Here is an 18,750-nt window from a genome sequence, read left to right on the forward strand (position 1 = left end):
TTCCGCGGTGACAGTCTGGATTGCTTCGCTGCGCTCGCAATGACGGAGTAAGTGGCACAATCGTAGCCCGCATGACGCAAAGCAGAATGCGGATCAGCAGAGGTCCTGGATTTCGCTTCGCTCCATCCAGGCTACAAAGGCGCCCCTCAAAAATCCTTCAGCAGCCGCTCGATATAATCGAGCTCGATCTGCGGGCGCGAGGGGTCGCCGAGGCGGCGGCGGAGTTCTTCGAGAATGCGGCGGACGCGCTGGACGTCGATCTCGCCGGGGATCCTGACAGTGTAATCATCGCCATATTCGTGGCCACGCAGCGGACGGCCGAGCGGGTCGGTCTGGTTGCCGCCGCTTTGCTGGCGACCGGCACGGTTGCCGGGACCATCGCCCTGGCCATCGCCGTCACCCTGCTGCATCGCCTCGGCCATCTTCTGCGCACCCTTGCGCATCGCGTCCAGCGCCTTGCCCTGGGAATCCACCGCGCCGTCAGCATTGCCTTCGCCCAGCTTCGAGCCCGCATCACCCATGGCGTTGTCGGCGGAATCAAGCCCGCCATCATCATCACCCTGGTCGGCATCCTGATCGCCGTCCTGACCGGACTGCGCCTGGTCGCCTTGCTGGCCTTCCTGGCCCTTTTGTCCCTTCTGGCCTTTCTGACCCTTCTGCGACAGGCCGCGCTTGGCCATTTCATCCTGGAGCTTCTTCAAACGATCGCGCAGCGCCTGCTGGTCCTGCTGCAGATCCGACATCGACTGGTCGCCCTGCTGCTGCTTGCCGCGCATACGATCGCGCCGGGAATCCTGGCCCTGCTTGTAGGTCTTGTCACGCAATTGCTGCTGCTTGCGGATCATGTCGCCGAGCTCGTTGAGCGCCTGCTCCATGTCGCTCTCGCCGGACTGCCCCGGCTGCGCCATCTGGAGGCCCTCCAGCATCTGCTGAAGCTGGTCGAGCAGCTGCTTGGCCGCATCCTTGTCGCCCGAGCGTGACAGGCGCTCCATGCGGTCGATCATGTTCTGCAGGTCCTGCTGGCGCAGGATCTTGGTGTTGGGATCGAGCGGACGCGCGAGCTGCTGGGCATCCTTGTTGTTGCGGAACTGCTCGGCAAGCTGGCGCATGAAATTGTCCAGCGCCGCCCTCAGGTCCTGCGTGAGCTTCTTGATCTCCTCGTCGCTGGCGCCGCGGTCCAGCGCCTGCTTCAGCGCGTCCTGTGCTGCGCGGAGCGCCTTCTCGACATCGGAGATGTTGCCGTCCTCGATCGTCACCGCGAGCGCCCACAGGCTCGCCACCACCTCGCGCAGCGCATCATCGGTGCGCGCCGCCTCGAGCTGGCGGGTGACGCTGTAGAGGCCAAGATATTGCCCGGTCTCCTGCGTGAACAGTTCGGGCGCGATCATCAGCGCATCGAGCGCGGTGTAGACGTCGGCGTTCTTGTTGGCGTCGAGCGCGAGGATGCGGCGCTGCTCGATCAACGCGCGTGCGAGCGGCTTGGTGAAGAGACGCTCGGGCAGGCGCATGTTGAACGGCTCGCTTCGCGCCTCGTTGCCGGCCTCATCCTTGGCAGTGAGCGTCAGCCTGACATCGGCACCGGCATAGGGATCATCGCTGAGATCCTTCACCGTCTGGCCGACGCCGTTGCGGGTGCGCGCGTTCGGCAGCACCAGCGGAAACTGCGGCGGCTGGAACAGCGGCCGCGCCGCGGTCTTGGCATCGCCGTCCTTGCTCTCGGTGGGCCGCACGGCAACTTGCGCTTCGGCGCCGGTGACGCCGTAATCGTCCTCGATCTTGTAGACGAGCTGCAGCGCGCCGCGCGCCTGGCGCTCCGGATCCTTGGCGAGCGCGATCGTCGGCGGACGATCCGGCGTCGCTGCAAAGGCCCATTGCGGCTGGCCCGAGGGCGCGCGGACATGCGCGGTGCCATCGCCGGTGATGGTGAAATGCTTTTCGTTGGTGCCCTTGGGCGCAGCCTCCTTGGGCTCGGCTTCCTTGAGGCCGCCGGAGACCACGACATCCAGGCTGCCGCCGGACGAGCGCACGATCAGGGTCGAGCCGGCGGGAACGGCGAGCGGGCCGCTTGCAGGCAGCGCGGCCGCCTCCTTGTTGGCGGCCGACAGGATCACCGGCGGCTTTCCGGTGTAGAGCGGCGGGGTGACCCAGGCGTCGACGCGGATATTGGTCGGCGCCAGCACGCCGTTCCAGTCGAACGCCGCCCCTAACCGCATCGCGCGCTCGTCGCCGGCCGCGAAGAAGGTCGCGACCAGCATCACCATCACCAGCGCGCGCAGCGCCCAGGGGTCGTGGATGGCCAGGCGCGGGTGCGGCAGACCGGCGCGGATGCGCTTGAGCGAGGCCAGCGTGCGCTCGCGTTGCGCCTGCCACAGCGCGAGTGCAACCGGATCCTGCGAGGTCAGCGTGTCCGTGAGCGTGGTGGCGGGACGATGGCGAATGCCCGAACCGCGGTCGAGCCGGGCGAGCGCCTCTTCGCGGCTCGGCCAGCGAAACCGAATCAGCGGGAACAGGGCGCCGACCGCCAACCCTGCGAAAATGACGAGGCCGATGGCGCGGGCGACGAAGGGCAGCGCCAACCAGAGACCGGCCCAGGACACCACCAGAAACAGGCCGACAACGGTGAGAACACGCGCCAAACCCGGCCAGGCTCGCTCCCACGCGATGGCATAGGTGGACCGCTCAAGGGCCTGCGCCAGCTTCAGCCGCGACAGAGCATCGCCATCACGGATCGGGTCTGACGGGTCGGGGGTGACGCCGTTCAATCAACTCTCCAGGTTACCCGGCGGAGTGGAGCGTACCACAACGGCGGCAGTGAGGCATCCGTTCCTGTACGGGAGACACCCCTTTTCCCGCATAACACGAGGACGTGACTGGCGAGGGGCAACCCCGTAATTTCCGCGGCGCCGCCTAAGGGAAACGAAGGAAACGCCAAAGGAAACACCATGGACAAGAAGATGCATGACAAGGGCCTGGAGGTCCGCAAAGCGGTGCTGGGCGAGGCCTATGTCAACAACGCGCTGAAAAACGTCGACGACTTCAACCGTCCGTTCCAGGAGATGCTCAACGAATATTGCTGGGGCACGGTGTGGGGCCGCGAGGAGCTGCCGCGCAAGACCCGCAGCATGCTCAACATTGCGATGATCGCGATCCTCAACCGCCAGCACGAATTCCGCGCGCATCTGAAAGGCGCGCTCACCAACGGCGTCACCCGCGACGAGATCCGCGAGATCCTGATGCAGGTCGCGATCTATGGCGGCATGCCGGCGGCCGTCGACAGCTTCCGTATCGCGCGCGAGGTATTCGCGGAGATCGATGGGAAGGCGTGAGGCAAGCTAACCGCTTTCAACTTTATTGCTCCGTCATTGCCGACGGGGAAGGAAATAACACCATGGACATTGGATTCATCGGCCTCGGCAATATGGGCTTCCCGATGGCGCGGCGGTTGATCGAGGCCGGCCACAAGCTCGTCGTGTTCGACACGCGCAAGGAGGCGATCGACAAGCTTGTCGCGCGCGGCGCGACCGCTGCGACCTCGCCGAAGGATGTCGCCGACAAGGTCGAGACCGTGATGGCGAGCCTGCCGTCGCTCAAGGCCTCGCTCGAGGTTGCCACCGGCGCGAACGGCGTGATCGGGGGCAGCCGGGCCAAACGCTTCATCGATCTGTCGACGGTCGGCTCGCAGATGGCTGCGAAGATTCACGGCCTGCTGGCCAGGCGCAACATCGTGCAGATCGACTGCCCCGTCTCCGGCGGCGTCGGCGGCGCCGAGAAGGGCACGCTGGCGGTGATGGTCTCAGGGCCGAGGCCGGAGTTCGAGCTGCTCAAGCCTGTTCTCGACGTGATCGGAAAGGTGTTCTTCATCGGCGAGAAGCCCGGCGCGGCGCAGACCATGAAGCTCGCCAACAATTTCCTCTCGGCCACAGCGATCGTGGCGACGTCGGAGGCCGTGGTGATGGGCGTCAAGGCCGGGCTCGATCCCGCCGTGATGATCGACGTCATCAATGCGGGCTCGGGCATGAACACGGCGAGCCGCGACAAGTTTCCGCGCGCGGTGCTGCCACGCAGCTTCGACTTCGGCTTCGCCACCGGATTGATGGTGAAGGACGTGCGGCTGGCGCTCGAGGAGATGAAGCAGCTCGGGCTGTCGATGGAGGTCGCGGATGCGGTCGGACGTCTCTGGGAGACCGTGATATCAGCGGAGGGCGCCGAGTCCGATTTCACCGCGGCGATCAAGCCGATCGAGAAGAAGGCGGGCGTGGTGGTGGGCGGGAAGATGGGGGGACTTGCGGGGAAGTAACGCCTCACAACTGCTCCGGTAGCCCGGATGGAGCGTAGCGTAATCCGGGATTGTTGCGGCGGCGAGCCCCCCGGATTTCGCTTCGCTCCATCCGGGCTACGATCAATTGCTCACAGCCACGGCGCCGGCGTGTCCATCGCGATCAGCTGCTCGACCTCGATGCGCGGGCGGACCACCGCGTATTGATCGCCCTTGACCAGCACCTCCGGCACCAGCGGCCGGGTGTTGTAGGTGCCGGCCTGGACGGCGCCATAGGCGCCCGCGGTCATGATGGCGATGAGGTCGCCCGGCTTCGGCGTCGGCAACGTGCGGTCGAGCGCGAGATAGTCGCCGGTCTCGCAGACCGGACCGACGACGTCGGCCATGATGGTAGGCGCCCCCTTCGCCGGCTGCATCACCGGCAGGATGTCGTGATGCGCCTCATACAGCGTCGGACGGATCAGGTCATTCATCGCGGCGTCGATGATGACGAAGTTCTTGCCGTCGCCGTGCTTCACATAGATCACCTTGGCGACGAGGATGCCGGCATTGCCGACGATCATGCGGCCCGGCTCGAACATCAGCGTGCAGCCGAGATTGTGGCTGACGCGCTTGACCATGGCGGCATAGGCATCCGGCGCCGGCGGCGCCTCGCGATCCATGTAATAGGGAATGCCGAGCCCGCCGCCGAAATCGACGTGGCTGATGTTGTGGCCGTCGGCGCGCAGCGTCTGCACGAATTCGGAAAGAATGCGGAACGCCGTCTCCATCTTGGAGAGGTCGGTAATCTGGCTGCCGATATGAACGTCGGTACCTGTGACCACGATGCCGGGCAGCTTCGCAGCGCGGGCGTAAACTTCGCGCGCATGCACGATCGGAATGCCGAACTTGTTCTCGGACTTGCCGGTCGAGATTTTCGCATGCGTGCCCGCATCGACATCGGGATTGACGCGCACGGAGATGCGTGCGGTCCTGCCCATCTCGGTTGCAAGGCGCGACAGCAATTCGAGCTCGGGCTCGGATTCGACGTTGAGGCAGAGGATGTCGGCGGCGAGCGCCGCGCGCAGCTCGGTTTCCGTCTTTCCAACACCGGAGAACACGATCTTGCTGGCGGGAATGCCGGCCGCGAGCGCGCGCTTCAATTCACCGCCGGAGACGACGTCGGCGCCGGCGCCAAGCTTGGCCAGCGTGCGCAGCACCGACTGGTTGGAGTTCGCCTTCATGGCGTAGCAGACCAGCACCTTCTCGCCGGCAAAGGCATCGGCAAAGACGCGATAGTGCCGCTCCAGCGTCGCGGTCGAATAGCAATAAAATGGCGTGCCGACCGTCGCGGCCAGCTCGGACAGGTTCACCGCCTCGGCGTGCAGCACGCCGTTGCGATAGTCGAAATGGTTCATGGCGTTGGCTCAGTTGCCCCGGCTCATTGCTTGCCGGGAGGTTCGTCCAGGAGCGGGTCGAGGACAAACGGTTTTTTCCTGCCCCTTGTCGCCGCCGGCGCGGCATCCGCGCCATAGGTCGGATTGAACACGCTCGGCGTCTTCTGGGCCTCGGTCTCGGTGTCGCCAGGCGCAGCGACATTGGCCGTGGACGCGCTGGAGGCGGTCGGCGGCAGGTCGAGCGGGCCCCTTCGGCCGCAGCCGGCGAGCGCGAGCGCCGTCAGGCTAAGGACAATGATGGCCCACCCCGAGCCGGCCGGGCGAAACTTTGACGTCACGACGAAATCCCCAATATGCGGCCGCACCATACAGAGGTTGGCCCCCGCTGGCGAGTGCCGGAAGGTCACGGAAGGCCGGCGAAATTTCGACCCTCAGCCCAATTTTCGCTCTTTTTCCAGCCGCTTGGCCCAGGCCTTGGCTTGCGTAGTCACGTTCTTCGGCGCGGTGCCGCCGTAGCTGGTGCGGCTCTTGACCGACGATTCGACCGAGAGCACGCCGAGCACGTCCCTGGTAATCCGGGGCTCGATCGCCTGCATCTCCTTCAGCGGCAGCTCATGCAGCGCCACGCCGCCCTCGGCAGCCTTGGCGACGATGCGGCCGGTGACGTGATGGGCCTCGCGGAACGGCATCTTCAGCGTCCGCACCAGCCAGTCGGCGAGATCGGTCGCGGTGGCATAGCCCTCGCCAGCGGCCGCCTTCATCTTGGCCTCGTCAGGCACGAGGTCGCGAACCATGCCGGTCATGGCGCGGATCGCCAGCGACAGCGCGGCAAAGCCTTCCATCGCGCCCTGCTTGTCCTCCTGCATGTCCTTTTGATAGGCGAGCGGCAGGCCTTTCATCACGATCAGAAGGCCGTTGAGGGCCCCGATGACGCGGCCGGTCTTGGCGCGCACCAGCTCAGCGGCATCAGGATTGCGCTTCTGCGGCATGATCGAGGAGCCGGTGGTGAACTTGTCGCTGAGGCGTATCATGCCGACCAGGGGCGAGGTCCAGATCACGATCTCCTCGGCAAAGCGCGACATGTGCACGGCGCAGATCGAGGCCGCCGACAGCGTCTCCAGCACGAAGTCGCGATCGGAGACAGCATCGAGCGAGTTCGCCATCGGACGATCGAAGGCCAGCGCCTTCGCGGTGGCGTGCCGGTCGATCGGGAACGAGGTGCCGGCAAGCGCGGCGGCGCCAAGCGGGGATTCATTGAGCCGCTTGCGCGCATCCTGAAAACGGCCGCGATCGCGCGCAGCCATCTCGACATAGGCGAGCAGATGATGGCCGAAAGTGACGGGCTGCGCGGTCTGCAGATGGGTGAAACCGGGCATCACGGTTCCGGCATGCTCCAGCGCGCGCGCCACCAGCGCCTGCTGGAACGCAGCAAGCGCCGCATCGGTCTCGTCGACGACGTCGCGGACATAGAGGCGGAAGTCGGTCGCGATCTGGTCGTTGCGCGAGCGCGCGGTGTGCAGGCGGCCGGCCGCGGGGCCAATCAGCTCCGACAGGCGGCTCTCGACATTCATATGGATGTCCTCGAGCGCGCGCTTGAACTCGAAGCCGCCCTTGCCGATCTCTGACAAAATCGTGTCTAGACCCTTGCCGATATTTTTCGCATCAGAGGCCGTGATAATGCCGTTCGCGGCCAACATCGCGGCGTGGGCCTTGGACGCGGCAATGTCCTGGGCGAAGAGGTGACGATCGACGTCGATGGAGACGTTGATCTCTTCCATGATCTCATCGGGACGCTCCGAGAACCGGCCGCCCCACATCTTGTTGCTCATGATTCCCTGCTCACGCCTTGCTTTGCCGCATGTTTGCTGACTGATGCCAGCCGTATTAAGAGGCCCCTGATAGCCATATCTGCGACCGGATGACAAACGATATGCTCGACCAGAAGCCCTCCGCCACGCGGCGGATCCCCATCGTCATCGCCACCGTTGTGATCGGTGGGCTGGCCGGCTTCGCCGCGCTGTATGGGCTCAGCCTGAACCGGGCTCCGTCAGGCGATCCGGCCTGCAAACCGGCGGTGGCCAGGGCCCAGAAGCTCGCGCCGCTTGCTCATGGCGAGGTTGCCGCGCTAACCATGGCGAGTGCCCCCCTGAAGCTGCCGGACCTCACTTTTGAGGACGCCGATGGCAAGCCGAGGAAGCTGTCGGATTTCCGCGGCAAGACCGTGCTGGTCAACCTCTGGGCCACCTGGTGCGTGCCCTGCCGGAAAGAGATGCCGGCGCTGGACCAGCTCCAGGCCAAGCTGTCGGGCCCTGACTTCGAGGTGGTGGCGATCAATATCGACACCCGCGACCCCGAGAAGCCGAAGAATTTCCTGAAGGATGCCGACCTGACCCGGCTCGGCTATTTCACTGACCAGAAAGCCAAGGTTTTCCAGGACCTTAAGGCAATAGGCCGGGCCCTGGGCATGCCGACCTCGGTGCTGGTCGACCCACAAGGCTGCGAGCTCGCGACGATCGCGGGGCCGGCCGAATGGGCGAGCGACGATGCGCTCAAGCTGATCCGGGCCGCGTTAGGTCCGGCTGCCGCATCGCTCTAGGGAAGTTCAGGCGGTGACGTTGAGGTTGCCGCCGACGCCGGGGCCGACATTGGCAAGGGATGGCTGACCTGCGCCGCCCAGCAGCGTCAGGACGGTGGATTTCTCCATGTCCATGTTCTGCTTCGTCAGCGTCGCCGCGATGTTCGACTGCAGCGCGCCCTGCTGAGAGGCCAGCATGGTGCTGACCATCGCCATCATGTCCATTACGCAGATCCTCGTACCGGCGAGAGCCTAGGCCGAGTGGGTTAATGGGACATGAATTGTCACTCGGTCGAGCTAGGGCCGAGGTGCCGTATAGGGTGGGCAAAGGCGCACTTGCGCCGTGCCCACCATCTCAGCATTGCAGCAAAAAAATGCGTGGGCACGCTTCGCTTTGCCCGCCCTACGGCAGTGCCGCCTTATCTCGTCGGAACCGGCTTGGCACCGCGGTAGTCGTAAAAACCGCGTTGGGTCTTGCGGCCGAGCCAGCCGGCCTCGACGTATTTCACCAGTAGCGGGCACGGGCGATACTTGGAGTCGGCAAGGCCCTCATGCAGCACCTGCATGATCGACAGGCAGGTATCGAGACCGATGAAATCGGCAAGCTCCAGCGGGCCCATCGGATGGTGCGCCCCGAGCTTCATCGCCGCGTCGATCGCCTCGACATTGCCGACGCCTTCATACAGCGTGTAGATCGCCTCATTGATCATCGGCAGCAGGATGCGGTTGACGATGAAGGCCGGGAAATCCTCGGAGACAGCGACCTGCTTGCCGAGTTTGGCGACGAATTCCTTGGACGCCTCGAAGGTCGCATCGTCGGTGGCGATGCCGCGGATCAGTTCCACCAGCTCCATCAGCGGCACCGGATTCATGAAGTGAATGCCGATGAAGCGCTCGGGCCGGTCCGTGGCGGCGGCAAGGCGGGTGATCGAGATCGAGGATGTGTCGGAGGCGACGATCGCCTCCGGCTTCAGAATCGCGCAAAGGTCGTGGAAGATCCTGCGCTTGACCTCTTCCTTCTCGACCGCGGTCTCGATCACAAGATCGCAGTCGGCGAGGTCGTCCAGCTTCTCGGCGAGCTTGATGCGCGCCATTGCCTTGGTCTTGTCGTCCTCAGTGACGGCCTTCTTGGAGACCTGCCGCGCCAGATTGCCGTTGATGGTGGCCATGCCTGACTTCAGGCGGTCGGCCGAGACGTCGTTGAGCACCACGTCGAAGCCGGCCAGGGCCGCGACATGCGCGATGCCGTTGCCCATTTGACCCGCGCCGATCACGCCGACCTTCTTGATCACTGCCGCCATAATGCCATCCACCGGAACGGCGCGCATATCGCGCCTGCCTATCCCCTGAGCCGGGAGGTCTGATTTGACCAGAAGCCCGATTTAATCAGAACCTTGGCTCGAAACCTAGATTGGATCGCTTCAAAGGCGTGCCCCACGCCAAAGAAAACGCCTCAGAAATGAAACACCGGCCGGAGTTTATACCTCCGGCCGGTGTTTTTATGGGGTTTCACTTGCCGAGCTTGCCGAGTTCGGCGGTCAGCTCCGGAACCGCCTGGTAGAGGTCGGCGACAAGGCCGTAATCAGCCACCTGGAAGATCGGCGCATCCTCGTCCTTGTTGATCGCGACGATCACCTTGGAGTCCTTCATGCCGGCCAGATGCTGGATGGCACCGGAAATGCCCACCGCGACGTAGAGCTCGGGGGCGACGACCTTGCCGGTCTGGCCGACCTGCCAGTCGTTCGGCGCATAGCCGGCGTCGACCGCCGCGCGCGAGGCACCGACACCGGCCCCTAACTTGTCGGCAAGCGGCTCGATGTACTTGGCGAAGTTCTCGCGGCTCTGCATGGCGCGGCCACCGGAAACGATGATCTTGGCCGAGGTCAGCTCCGGACGGTCGCTTTTGGCAACCTCCTCGCCGACGAAGGTCGACAGGCCGGGATCGGCCGCGGCCGCGACGCTCTCAACCGGCGCGCTGCCACCGGCCGCTGCCGCCGCGAAGGTCGAGGTCCGGACCGTGATGACCTTCTTGGCATCCTTCGACTTCACCGTCTGGATGGCGTTGCCGGCATAGATCGGACGCTCGAAAGTGTCGGGCGCGACCACCTTGATGATCTCCGAGACCTGCATGACGTCGAGCAGAGCTGCGACGCGCGGCATCACGTTCTTGAAGCGCGAGGTCGCAGGCGCGACGATCGCGTCATAGGACGGGGCCAGCGAGACGATCAGCGCGGCCAGCGGCTCGGCGAGATCGTGCGCGTAGGCCTCGCCTTCAGCCACCAGCACCTTGGCGACACCGGCGAGCTTCGAGGCCGCTTCGGCGGCAGCCTTGGTGCCCTGCCCGCCACCGGCGACCAGCACGTGGACGTCGCCGCCGAGCTGAGAGGCCGCGGTCAGCGCCTTGTTGGTGGAGTCCTTGAGGACCTCGTGTTCGTGTTCAGCAATCAACAGCGCAGTCATCAGAGCACCCCGGCTTCGTTCTTGAGCTTCGACACCAGCTCGGCGACGTCCTTCACCTTGACGCCGGCCTTGCGGCCCGCAGGCTCAGCCGTCTTCAGAACTTCGAGGCGCGCAGTGACGTCGACGCCGTAATCGGCGACGGCCTTCTCCGCGATCGGCTTCTTCTTGGCCTTCATGATGTTGGGCAGCGAAGCATAGCGCGGCTCGTTGAGACGCAGATCGGTGGTGACGATCGCCGGTCCCTTGAGCTTGACGGTCTGCAGGCCGCCATCGACTTCGCGGGTGACCTTGAAATCCGAACCTTCGACCTCGAGCTTCGAGGCAAACGTCGCCTGCGCCCAGCCCAGCAGCGCAGCCAGCATCTGGCCGGTCTGATTGCTGTCGTCGTCGATCGCCTGCTTGCCGAGGATGATCAGGCCCGGCTGCTCTTCTTCAGCAACCTTCTTCAGGATCTTGGCGACGGCGAGCGGCTCGACGGTGCCCTCGGCCTTCACCAGGATGCCGCGATCGGCGCCCATCGCAAGACCGGTGCGGATCGTCTCCGATGCCTGCGCCGGCCCGATGGAGACCACCACGACTTCGGTCGCCTTGCCGGCTTCCTTCAGACGCAGCGCTTCCTCGACCGCGATTTCGTCGAAGGGGTTCATCGACATCTTGACGTTGGCGAGTTCAACGCCCGATCCATCGCCCTTGACGCGGACCTTGACGTTGTAATCGACCACCCGCTTTACCGGCACTAAGACCTTCATCGATCCTCTTTCACTCAATTTGGGAGGGGGGTATTTCAACTGGCGCGGAACCTAAAGGCCTGACCCGGCCCGGTCAACGCGCGTAGGGCCTAATTTTAGTCCCCTGAAATGCTGATCTCAATGGGTCAGCGATTCTGGCCCGGAACCCATAGCACGTCGCCGGCGCCATCATGGTTAGCGGCGCGGCTGGCCACGAACAGGAAGTCCGACAGGCGATTCATATATTGGATGCCAGCGGCGCCTACGGGCTCGCCGGGCTGGGCTGCCAGCTCCACCATCATGCGTTCCGCCCTGCGGCATATCGTGCGCGCGACATGGAGATAGGCGGCGGCCGGCGTGCCGCCCGGCAGCACGAAAGAGGTGAGCGGCGCCAGCTTGTCGTTGAGCGCGTCGATGTCGTGCTCGAGCCGCTCGACCTGACCCGCCACCACCCGCAGCCGCTCCGCTTTGCCGTCCCGTTCGGGCACCGCGAGATCGGCGCCGAGATCGAACAGATCATTCTGGATGCGGCCGAGCATCGCATCGAGCACCAGTGCATCCTTGGTGTGAAGGCGCGCCACGCCGATTGCGGCATTGGTCTCGTCGACGGTGCCGTAGGCTGCGATGCGCCGATCATATTTCGGACGGCGCTCGCCGGTTCCGAGCGCTGTCGTGCCGTCGTCACCGGTCTTCGTATAGATGCGGTTCAGAACAACCATGAGAGTGTCCTTGTTCTTCGGGCATGATCTCATCGGAAAACCGCTTCACACCTTGCGCAAGCGCGGCCCTTCGGGTCCGGATCATGCCCTATCGCCCCATCGCCCAGACCGCGACCATGGCAATGACGATCGCGATGAACTGCAGCAGCACGCGCCAGCGCATCAATTTCTGCGACGTGTTGGGCGAGCCGCCGCGCATCATGTTGACGAGGCCGAGCAGCAGCACCACCGCCACGGCGGCCACGGCAATCGGCAGGATGAAAGTACTCAGGAGAGATGCCATTTGGGGGTGATAACACCGTGTGCGGCGCTCCGCCATCTCCCCGGCCGTCATTCCGGGGCGATGCGAAGCATCGAGCCCGGAATCCATTCCTCCAGCTGCGTTGCGGCCCGATGGATTCCGGGCTCGCGCTGCGCGCGCCCCGGAATGACGGCGGGGCGCTTCGCGATCTGGCTTTTGGGCCAAGAATATCAGAAGCTGGCGACATGACTTCCGATTTGCCTCGACCGCCAGCCTTTCCTACCTCTCCCCGCAAGCGGGGCGAAGGAGCAGCGACAGCGGTGCAGCTATCGTGAAAGCCGTTCGCACCATCTATGTCATCGTGGAGGACGCCTTCTACACGTTCCTGGCCGACGACGGCTGGGCGATCGCGAGCCATATCGCGCTGTCGACGCTGATGGCGCTGTTCCCGTTCCTGATCGTGCTGACGTCGCTGGCCGGCTTCTTTGGCTCCAAGGAGCTCGCCGACCAGGCCGCCAGCCTGATGCTTCAGGTCTGGCCCAAACAGGTCTCCGATTCGATTTCGGGCGAGGTGCACGACGTGCTGACGACGACCCGCTCCGGCGTGCTGACCATCGGCGCGGTGCTGTCGGTCTATTTCGCCTCGAATGGCGTCGAGGCACTCCGGGTTGCACTCAACCGTGCCTATGCCGTGGTGGAGATGCGGCGCTGGTACTGGCTCCGGCTGGAATCGATCGGCTACACGCTGGTGGCGGCGTTCACTGCGCTCGCCATGGCATTCCTGATCGTGCTCGGACCGCTGCTCATCGCAGCTGCCCGGCGGCACATTCCGCTGTTCGTCGAATCCAACGAGAGCATCCTCACCTGGCTTCGCTATGGCATCACTATCGCCGCTTTGGTGGTGGCGCTGTTCATCCTGCACGCCTGGCTGCCGGCGGGACGGCGCAGCTTCCTTCAGATCCTGCCCGGCATCGTCTTCACCATGGTGGCATCGCTGATCTCGGGCATCGTGTTCGGCCAATACCTGGCGCGCTTCGCCAACAATTACGTCACGATGTATGCGGGACTCGCCTCGGTCATCATCGCGCTGGTGTTCCTGTATTTCATTGCCGCGATCTTCGTCTTCGGCGGCGAACTCAACGCCGCGATCATCAAATCGCGACTTCCTCACGGCGTGTCGCTTCAAGCAGCGCAATCGCTAACGCCCGCGGGGACACAGGCTTGACGAGGAAGGCGTCGGCGCCGGCTTCGCGCGCGGCCGCCTCATCCTCGCCGCGGCCAGACACGCCGATGATCGGGATCCGGGCCAGCGGCGCCTGCATCTTGCGAACCCGTCTGATCGCCTCGACGCCGTCGATGCCCGGCAACACCATGTCCATCAGCACCGCATCGAAGCCGCCCTGCGCGAGCCTGTTCACCACATCCTCGCCGCGCCCGATGAACTCGGCATGATGGCCGAGCTCGGTCAGGATCGTGTTGAGCACGACGCGGCCGAATGGATTGTCCTCGACGCTGAGCACGCGCAGCGATGTCAGCGGCTCCGCTTCGCCGCCTTCGGTCTTGCCGGCCTTTGCCGGCCCGGCCGCATCGAGCGTGACAGTCAGGGTGAAGGTGGCGCCGCCACCTCGCCGCGGTGCGACCGTGATGTCGCCGCCCATCGCACGGGCCAGCTGCTTGACCGAGGACAGACCGAGCCCGGCGCCGCCGAAGCGCGAGGCGATGGTGACATTGGCCTGGGTGAACGGGCGGAACAGCCGCTTGATCTCGGCCATGGTCAGCCCGAGGCCGCTGTCGGAGACAGAGAAGGCGACGCCGACCCGGTGCTTGTCCTTGGCTTTGCCGCTAGCTTTGCCCTTGGCGGGCCGCCAAGGCGCGGCCGAGATGGCGACGGCCCCCTGCTCCGTGAACTTGACCGCATTGTCGATCAGGTTCTCGAGTGCGGCGCGGAGGCGAACGGAATCCCCGACCACGAGGCCCGGAAGCTTGTCGGAGATATCGACCTCGGCCTGAAGGCCCTTGGCAGCGGCACGACCGGCGAGCGAATCGCCGGTGCTGCGGGCAAGCGCGCGCAGATCAAACAGATCCTGCCGCAGCGTGCCACCCTTGCCGGCACCCTTGCCGGTCTTGGCGGCATCGACGAACAGCGTGGCGAGGTTTGCCAAGTGCTCGGCACCGGCCTTGATGGTGTCGGCCCAGCGCCGCTCCCGCTCGCCGAGGTCGGAGGTCGAAAGCAGGTCGCTGATCGCCAGAATGCCGGTCAGGGGCGTCCGAACCTCGTGGGCGAAGGCCGCGAGCGCCGCCTGGATCACGTCGGGTGCAACGTTCCCGGCGCTGCGCTGGCGCACTTTCCCGACCGCCCCGGACCGCTTCCGAGGCGGCTGCCTGGACTTTCGCGTGGTGCGCGCTGCCCGCGTTTTCGCCGCCATAGCTCCCCTTCGAAGTCTCCGCTTCGAACCCCCCGGGCTCAAAGGCGAGCATGGCATGGCCGCCACCCCGGAGTCACGGCACTGCCGTGCTAACCCCCAGAGAAACTTAGCCTAATCCCACGGTCGTGCGGATGCCAGCGGGCGAGATGCCGGCCGCACGCAGCTCCCGGAGGCCAGTCGAGCGGTTCGATTTCGACAGCTTCCGGCCATCGGTGCCGCGAATCAGGCCGTGATGGCGATAGATGGGCTCGGTCAGGCCGAGCAGAGCCTGAAGCAGCCGGTGAACCGAGGTGGCGTGAAACAGGTCCTGGCCACGCACGATCTCGGTCACCTGCTGGAGCGCGTCGTCGACCACCACGGATAGATGATAGCTGGTCGGCGTCTCCTTGCGGGCCAGGATCACGTCGCCCCACGCCTCGGGCCGCGCGGCGACCAGGCCGCGCTCGCCGTCGGGGCCCTCGCCCTGCTCGTTCCAGGTCAGACCGGAGACCTGCCGGCAGGCCGCCGCCATATCGAGGCGCAAGGCATAGGGCACGCCGGAGGCGATCAGGCGCGCTCGCTCGCCGGCCGGCAGCGAATTCGCATCGCCAGGATAGAGTGGAGCGCCATCGGGATCACGCGGCCATGGCCCATCCCCCTCACGGGCCGCGACCAGCTTTGCGATCTCGGCGCGGCTCTCAAAAGCTGGATAGACGAGACCGAGCGCGGAGAGTCTTTCAAGCGCCGCGCGATAGTCGGCGAGATGCTCCGATTGCCGCCGCACTGGCGTTTCCCAGGCGATCCCGAGCCAGGCGAGATCTTCGTAGATCGCGGTCTCATATTCAGGCCGGCAGCGCGCCACGTCGATGTCTTCGATGCGCAGCAATAGCCGTCCACCGGTCTCCTGCGCGCGGTCGAAGTTCAGCAGCGCCGAATAAGCATGGCCGAGATGAAGGTGGCCGTTCGGGCTCGGGGCAAATCGGAAAACGGGTGGCGGCATCAGATGAATCTCGTCATGGCCGGGCTTGTCCCGGCCATCCACGTTGTTCGGTATCACAGACCGATCGTGTCACCGTCATGGACGAACACGATGACCGCGGCCCATGCTAAACAATGTCCTGCGGTTAGAAAGACGTGGATGGCCGGGTCAAGCCCGGCCATGACTCCGGAGAGAGTTTGCCAAACTGCCATGACCATCCACCTCGAATCCCAATCCGATCTCGAAGAAGCCGTCCGCACGCTGGTCAAGCGCGATCCGCGCCTCAAGTCCGTGCTCGAGATCGCGGGCATGCCGGCGCTCAGGCGGCGCGAGCCGGGCTTTGCGGGGCTGGCGCATATCGTCTGCGGGCAGCAACTGTCGACCGCGAGCGCGGCGGCGATCTGGGGACGGTTATCTGCGGCCTTCGATCCGTTCGATCATGAGGCGGTGCGCCGCGCCCGCACCGACCGGCTCGGGCGGCTCGGACTGTCAGCGGCCAAGATCAAGACGCTGAAACATCTCGCGCGCGAGATCATCGCCGAGCGGCTGAACCTCGACGTGCTCGCAGAGGAAGACGCCGACGCCGCGCATCACACGCTGGTCTCGCTGCCGGGCATCGGGCCCTGGACGGCCGACCTCTATCTCCTGTTTTGCCTTGGCCATGGCGACGCATGGCCGGCCGGCGACCTCGCCGTGCAGGAGGGCATCAGGATGGGTCTCGGCCTGAAGGCGCGACCGACGGAAAAGCAGATGGCGCCGCTCGCCGAACCCTGGCGTCCCCTGCGTGGCGCGGCCGCGCATCTGTGGTGGAGCTACTACCGCGCGGTGAAGAAGCGCGAGGGTGTGCTTGCGGGAAACTAGAATTTTTACGCATGATCCTATCGGAAAACCGCTTCACACTTTTCCGGATCATGCTTTAGCCCCGCAACCGTTCGCGGTCGGCCCGGGCACATTCCGCGACATAGTCCACCACGGCGCGCACCGCGGACAGCTCGACCAGATCGGGATGGGCGAGCAGCCAGAGGTCGGCGACGCTGACGAGTTTCTGCGGCGCGACGCGCACGAGGTCCGGATAGCTTTCCGCGACGAAGCAGGACAGCGCGGAGATCCCGATCCCCGCGCGTACCGCCGCCAGCATGTCGCCCTGCGAAGAGCAGCGCATCACCACGGTGCCCTGGCGCGTGATCGCATCGCTCCAGCGCGCCAGCTGCGCGTTCGAATCCTGATCGGCAAAGCCGATGACGCTGTGCCCCTTCCACTCGCCGCTCCGTTCCGGCAGAGACCGGCCGTCAGCATAGCCGCGCGAGGCGTAGAAGCCGGTGCCGAGACGGCCGACCTTGCGGCCGACCAGATTCTCCTCGCCGCTGTCGACCGGCCGCAGCACGACGTCGGCCTCCCGTCGGCGCACGCTGGCCGGAAACGGATGGGTGATGATCTCGAGCCTGATGTGATCATGCGCGCCGAGAAAGGAACGCAGCCGCGGCATCAGCCAGTGCGAAGCCAGCGTCGCGCCGATCGACAGCTTGACCGTGCCGCGCGCCTTGCGCCCGCCGGCGCCAACCGCCGCCTCGGCCCGCAGCGCCGCGGCGGCCATCGCCTCGGCATGCTCGCGCAGGGTGCGGCCGTCGGCGGTGAGCACGAAACCATCCGCGGCACGCGCCAGCAGCTTTGTGCCGAGTTGCGCCTCCAGCGCCGCGATCTTGCGGCTGACGGTCGGATGGCTGGCGTGCAGGCGCTTGGCCGCGGCGGTGAAGCTGCCGGTATCGGCGACCGCGACGAAGGTCTTGCAGAGATCCCAATCCACCGCCGCGCTCCGTACAAATCTGAATATACGTATGTTCAATATTGAACGATCCGCCGCCGGCCGTCCAATCCTATAGTGGGGTCAAAGCGCCGGCCGGCGGAAGCCCCGCCGGCGCGGCAATCGACATGGAAGCGCTCAAGCTTCGGCCGGCGGGCCGACGACGCGTCGTCAGGAGGATCGGATGGCACTGCCCGCTCTGCTCAGGAACAAGCTGGAGCTCCCCGTCGTCGGCTCGCCGCTTTTCATCGTCTCCGGCCCGGAGCTGGTGATCGCCCAGTGCAAGGCCGGCGTGGTCGGCTCGTTTCCCGCGCTCAACGCCCGTCCGGTCGAAAAGCTCGACGAATGGCTGAGCCGCATCGAGGACGAGCTCGGCGAACACAGCTCGCGCAATCCCGGCAAAAAGGTCGCGCCCTACGCCGTCAACCAGATCTGCCACGCCTCCAACGACCGGCTGATGAAGGACATGGAGACCTGTGTGAAGCACAAGGCGCCCATCATCATCACCTCGCTGCGGCCGCCGGCGGAGATCGTCGAGGCCGCACATTCCTATGGCGGGCTGGTGTTCCACGACGTCATCAACGTCAAGCATGCGCGCAAGGCCGCCGAACAGGGCGTCGACGGCCTGATCCTGGTCTGCGCCGGTGCGGGCGGACACGCCGGCACGCTGTCGCCCTTCGCGCTGGTGCGCGAGGTCAAGCAATGGTTTGGCGGCGCCATCCTGCTGTCGGGCGCGATCAGCGACGGCTATGGCATCGCCTCGGCGCTGACGCTGGGCGCCGACCTCGCTTATATGGGCACGCGCTTCATCGCGACGCGGGAAGCCAACGCCGATGAGGCCTACAAGTCGGCGCTGACGCAGCACGCCGCGCACGATATCGTCTACACCAACCTGTTCACCGGCGTGCACGGCAATTATCTCGGACCGTCGATTGCGGCCGCCGGGTTGGACCCGGACAATCTCCCGGTCGCCGACAAGACCAAGATGAATTTCGGCTCCGGCGGCAACATGAAATCCAAGGCATGGCGCGATATCTGGGGATCCGGCCAGGGCATCGGCCAGATCACCGACGCGCCTCCGGTCGCCGAGCTGGTCGAGCGGATGAAGGGCGAGTTCGAGCAGGCCCGACAGGATTTCCTGATGCGCGCCAGCGCCTGACGGTTCAGACTGACAAGAAAAGAAGAACGGG

The 18,750-nt window shown here is 65.3% G+C and carries 19 protein-coding genes; 6 read left to right on the top strand and 13 right to left on the bottom strand.

The genetic code is table 11. From position 1 onward, the window contains the following. Window positions 1-146: 146 nt before the first annotated feature. Entirely contained in the window at window positions 147-2,762 is a 2,616-nt protein-coding gene (locus ACNJX9_RS36690) for a TIGR02302 family protein (protein ID WP_439406978.1), read from the bottom strand. A gap of 180 nt (window positions 2,763-2,942) precedes the next feature. Here ACNJX9_RS36690 and ACNJX9_RS36695 point away from each other — a divergent pair, with 180 nt between their 5' ends. Then, a complete protein-coding gene (locus ACNJX9_RS36695) occupies window positions 2,943-3,326 on the top strand; it encodes a carboxymuconolactone decarboxylase family protein (RefSeq protein WP_008567285.1) in 384 nt (127 codons plus the stop codon). A 62-nt stretch (window positions 3,327-3,388) separates the two neighbouring features. Beyond that, entirely contained in the window at window positions 3,389-4,297 is a 909-nt protein-coding gene (locus ACNJX9_RS36700; protein ID WP_439406980.1) for an NAD(P)-dependent oxidoreductase, read from the top strand. A gap of 110 nt (window positions 4,298-4,407) precedes the next feature. Here ACNJX9_RS36700 and lysA read toward each other — a convergent pair whose 3' ends face one another. From lysA to argH, 3 genes are all read right to left on the bottom strand, one after another. Continuing rightward, complete coding sequence (gene lysA / locus ACNJX9_RS36705; protein WP_057746685.1) at window positions 4,408-5,673, bottom strand: diaminopimelate decarboxylase; 1,266 nt, start codon at window positions 5,671-5,673, stop codon at window positions 4,408-4,410. Between the two features lie 23 nt (window positions 5,674-5,696). Beyond that, on the bottom strand, window positions 5,697-5,990 hold the full coding sequence (lptM, locus tag ACNJX9_RS36710) for an LPS translocon maturation chaperone LptM (protein WP_057746903.1): 294 nt from the start codon (window positions 5,988-5,990) through the stop codon (window positions 5,697-5,699). Window positions 5,991-6,083: 93 nt separating this feature from the next. Continuing rightward, window positions 6,084-7,481: an argininosuccinate lyase gene (argH, locus tag ACNJX9_RS36715; protein ID WP_439406982.1), complete on the bottom strand. Its 1,398-nt coding sequence runs from the start codon at window positions 7,479-7,481 to the stop codon at window positions 6,084-6,086. A 101-nt stretch (window positions 7,482-7,582) separates the two neighbouring features. On the opposite strand from argH, the gene tlpA reads away from it, so the two are divergent. Beyond that, entirely contained in the window at window positions 7,583-8,248 is a 666-nt protein-coding gene (gene tlpA, locus ACNJX9_RS36720) for a thiol:disulfide interchange protein TlpA (protein WP_439410202.1), read from the top strand. A 6-nt stretch (window positions 8,249-8,254) separates the two neighbouring features. Here tlpA and ACNJX9_RS36725 read toward each other — a convergent pair whose 3' ends face one another. The 6 genes from ACNJX9_RS36725 to ACNJX9_RS36750 all read right to left on the bottom strand — a co-directional run bounded on the left by ACNJX9_RS36725 (window position 8,255) and on the right by ACNJX9_RS36750 (window position 12,417). Further along, the gene (locus ACNJX9_RS36725) at window positions 8,255-8,452 is read right to left on the bottom strand and encodes a hypothetical protein (protein WP_439406983.1); all 198 of its coding nucleotides are present in this window, start codon (window positions 8,450-8,452) and stop codon (window positions 8,255-8,257) included. 194 nt (window positions 8,453-8,646) lie between these two features. After that, window positions 8,647-9,528 carry a 3-hydroxybutyryl-CoA dehydrogenase gene (locus tag ACNJX9_RS36730; protein WP_271599019.1) on the bottom strand — a complete coding sequence of 294 codons (882 nt, stop codon included), beginning with the start codon at window positions 9,526-9,528 and terminating at the stop codon, window positions 8,647-8,649. Window positions 9,529-9,736: 208 nt separating this feature from the next. Further along, the gene (locus ACNJX9_RS36735) at window positions 9,737-10,687 is read right to left on the bottom strand and encodes an electron transfer flavoprotein subunit alpha/FixB family protein (protein ID WP_057746677.1); all 951 of its coding nucleotides are present in this window, start codon (window positions 10,685-10,687) and stop codon (window positions 9,737-9,739) included. Next, complete coding sequence (locus tag ACNJX9_RS36740; protein ID WP_271618299.1) at window positions 10,687-11,436, bottom strand: electron transfer flavoprotein subunit beta/FixA family protein; 750 nt, start codon at window positions 11,434-11,436, stop codon at window positions 10,687-10,689. The genes ACNJX9_RS36735 and ACNJX9_RS36740 overlap by 1 nt, the downstream gene beginning before the upstream one ends. Window positions 11,437-11,561: 125 nt before the next feature. After that, complete coding sequence (locus ACNJX9_RS36745; protein WP_057746900.1) at window positions 11,562-12,134, bottom strand: cob(I)yrinic acid a,c-diamide adenosyltransferase; 573 nt, start codon at window positions 12,132-12,134, stop codon at window positions 11,562-11,564. A gap of 88 nt (window positions 12,135-12,222) precedes the next feature. After that, on the bottom strand, window positions 12,223-12,417 hold the full coding sequence (locus ACNJX9_RS36750; protein ID WP_057746671.1) for a twin transmembrane helix small protein: 195 nt from the start codon (window positions 12,415-12,417) through the stop codon (window positions 12,223-12,225). 289 nt (window positions 12,418-12,706) lie between these two features. Between ACNJX9_RS36750 and ACNJX9_RS36755 the strand changes: the two genes are divergently transcribed. Then, a complete protein-coding gene (locus ACNJX9_RS36755) occupies window positions 12,707-13,600 on the top strand; it encodes a YihY/virulence factor BrkB family protein (protein ID WP_057746668.1) in 894 nt (297 codons plus the stop codon). On the opposite strand, the gene ACNJX9_RS36760 is transcribed toward ACNJX9_RS36755, so the two are convergent. Continuing rightward, window positions 13,527-14,801 carry an ATP-binding protein gene (locus ACNJX9_RS36760; RefSeq protein WP_439406987.1) on the bottom strand — a complete coding sequence of 425 codons (1,275 nt, stop codon included), beginning with the start codon at window positions 14,799-14,801 and terminating at the stop codon, window positions 13,527-13,529. The genes ACNJX9_RS36755 and ACNJX9_RS36760 overlap by 74 nt on opposite strands. Window positions 14,802-14,907: 106 nt before the next feature. Beyond that, the gene (gluQRS, locus tag ACNJX9_RS36765; protein ID WP_439406988.1) at window positions 14,908-15,780 is read right to left on the bottom strand and encodes a tRNA glutamyl-Q(34) synthetase GluQRS; all 873 of its coding nucleotides are present in this window, start codon (window positions 15,778-15,780) and stop codon (window positions 14,908-14,910) included. 189 nt (window positions 15,781-15,969) lie between these two features. Between gluQRS and ACNJX9_RS36770 the strand changes: the two genes are divergently transcribed. Beyond that, entirely contained in the window at window positions 15,970-16,620 is a 651-nt protein-coding gene (locus ACNJX9_RS36770; RefSeq protein WP_439406990.1) for a DNA-3-methyladenine glycosylase family protein, read from the top strand. Window positions 16,621-16,675: 55 nt separating this feature from the next. Here ACNJX9_RS36770 and ACNJX9_RS36775 read toward each other — a convergent pair whose 3' ends face one another. Next, window positions 16,676-17,563: a LysR family transcriptional regulator gene (locus tag ACNJX9_RS36775; protein WP_057746659.1), complete on the bottom strand. Its 888-nt coding sequence runs from the start codon at window positions 17,561-17,563 to the stop codon at window positions 16,676-16,678. A gap of 181 nt (window positions 17,564-17,744) precedes the next feature. Here ACNJX9_RS36775 and ACNJX9_RS36780 point away from each other — a divergent pair, with 181 nt between their 5' ends. Continuing rightward, window positions 17,745-18,719 (top strand): NAD(P)H-dependent flavin oxidoreductase, encoded by a 975-nt coding sequence (locus tag ACNJX9_RS36780; RefSeq protein ID WP_439406991.1) that lies wholly within the window; start codon window positions 17,745-17,747, stop codon window positions 18,717-18,719. Window positions 18,720-18,750 lie beyond the last annotated feature (31 nt).

The organism is Bradyrhizobium sp. BLXBL-03 (assembly GCF_051853015.1).
Taxonomy (GTDB): domain Bacteria; phylum Pseudomonadota; class Alphaproteobacteria; order Rhizobiales; family Xanthobacteraceae; genus Bradyrhizobium; species Bradyrhizobium manausense.

Bases quoted from the DNA above. Each gene is read 5' to 3' on its own strand.
- argH (WP_439406982.1), bottom strand. From the start codon at position 7,481: ATGAGCAACAAGATGTGGGGCGGCCGGTTCTCGGAGCGTCCCGATGAG.
- ACNJX9_RS36760 (WP_439406987.1), bottom strand. From the start codon at position 14,801: ATGGCGGCGAAAACGCGGGCAGCGCGCACCACGCGAAAGTCCAGGCAG.
- ACNJX9_RS36740 (WP_271618299.1), bottom strand. From the start codon at position 11,436: ATGAAGGTCTTAGTGCCGGTAAAGCGGGTGGTCGATTACAACGTCAAG.
- ACNJX9_RS36725 (WP_439406983.1), bottom strand. From the start codon at position 8,452: ATGGACATGATGGCGATGGTCAGCACCATGCTGGCCTCTCAGCAGGGC.
- ACNJX9_RS36700 (WP_439406980.1), top strand. From the start codon at position 3,389: ATGGACATTGGATTCATCGGCCTCGGCAATATGGGCTTCCCGATGGCG.
- tlpA (WP_439410202.1), top strand. From the start codon at position 7,583: ATGCTCGACCAGAAGCCCTCCGCCACGCGGCGGATCCCCATCGTCATC.
- ACNJX9_RS36745 (WP_057746900.1), bottom strand. From the start codon at position 12,134: ATGGTTGTTCTGAACCGCATCTATACGAAGACCGGTGACGACGGCACG.
- lysA (WP_057746685.1), bottom strand. From the start codon at position 5,673: ATGAACCATTTCGACTATCGCAACGGCGTGCTGCACGCCGAGGCGGTG.
- ACNJX9_RS36750 (WP_057746671.1), bottom strand. From the start codon at position 12,417: ATGGCATCTCTCCTGAGTACTTTCATCCTGCCGATTGCCGTGGCCGCC.
- ACNJX9_RS36730 (WP_271599019.1), bottom strand. From the start codon at position 9,528: ATGGCGGCAGTGATCAAGAAGGTCGGCGTGATCGGCGCGGGTCAAATG.
- ACNJX9_RS36770 (WP_439406990.1), top strand. From the start codon at position 15,970: ATGACCATCCACCTCGAATCCCAATCCGATCTCGAAGAAGCCGTCCGC.
- ACNJX9_RS36735 (WP_057746677.1), bottom strand. From the start codon at position 10,687: ATGACTGCGCTGTTGATTGCTGAACACGAACACGAGGTCCTCAAGGAC.
- ACNJX9_RS36695 (WP_008567285.1), top strand. From the start codon at position 2,943: ATGGACAAGAAGATGCATGACAAGGGCCTGGAGGTCCGCAAAGCGGTG.
- gluQRS (WP_439406988.1), bottom strand. From the start codon at position 15,780: ATGCCGCCACCCGTTTTCCGATTTGCCCCGAGCCCGAACGGCCACCTT.
- ACNJX9_RS36780 (WP_439406991.1), top strand. From the start codon at position 17,745: ATGGCACTGCCCGCTCTGCTCAGGAACAAGCTGGAGCTCCCCGTCGTC.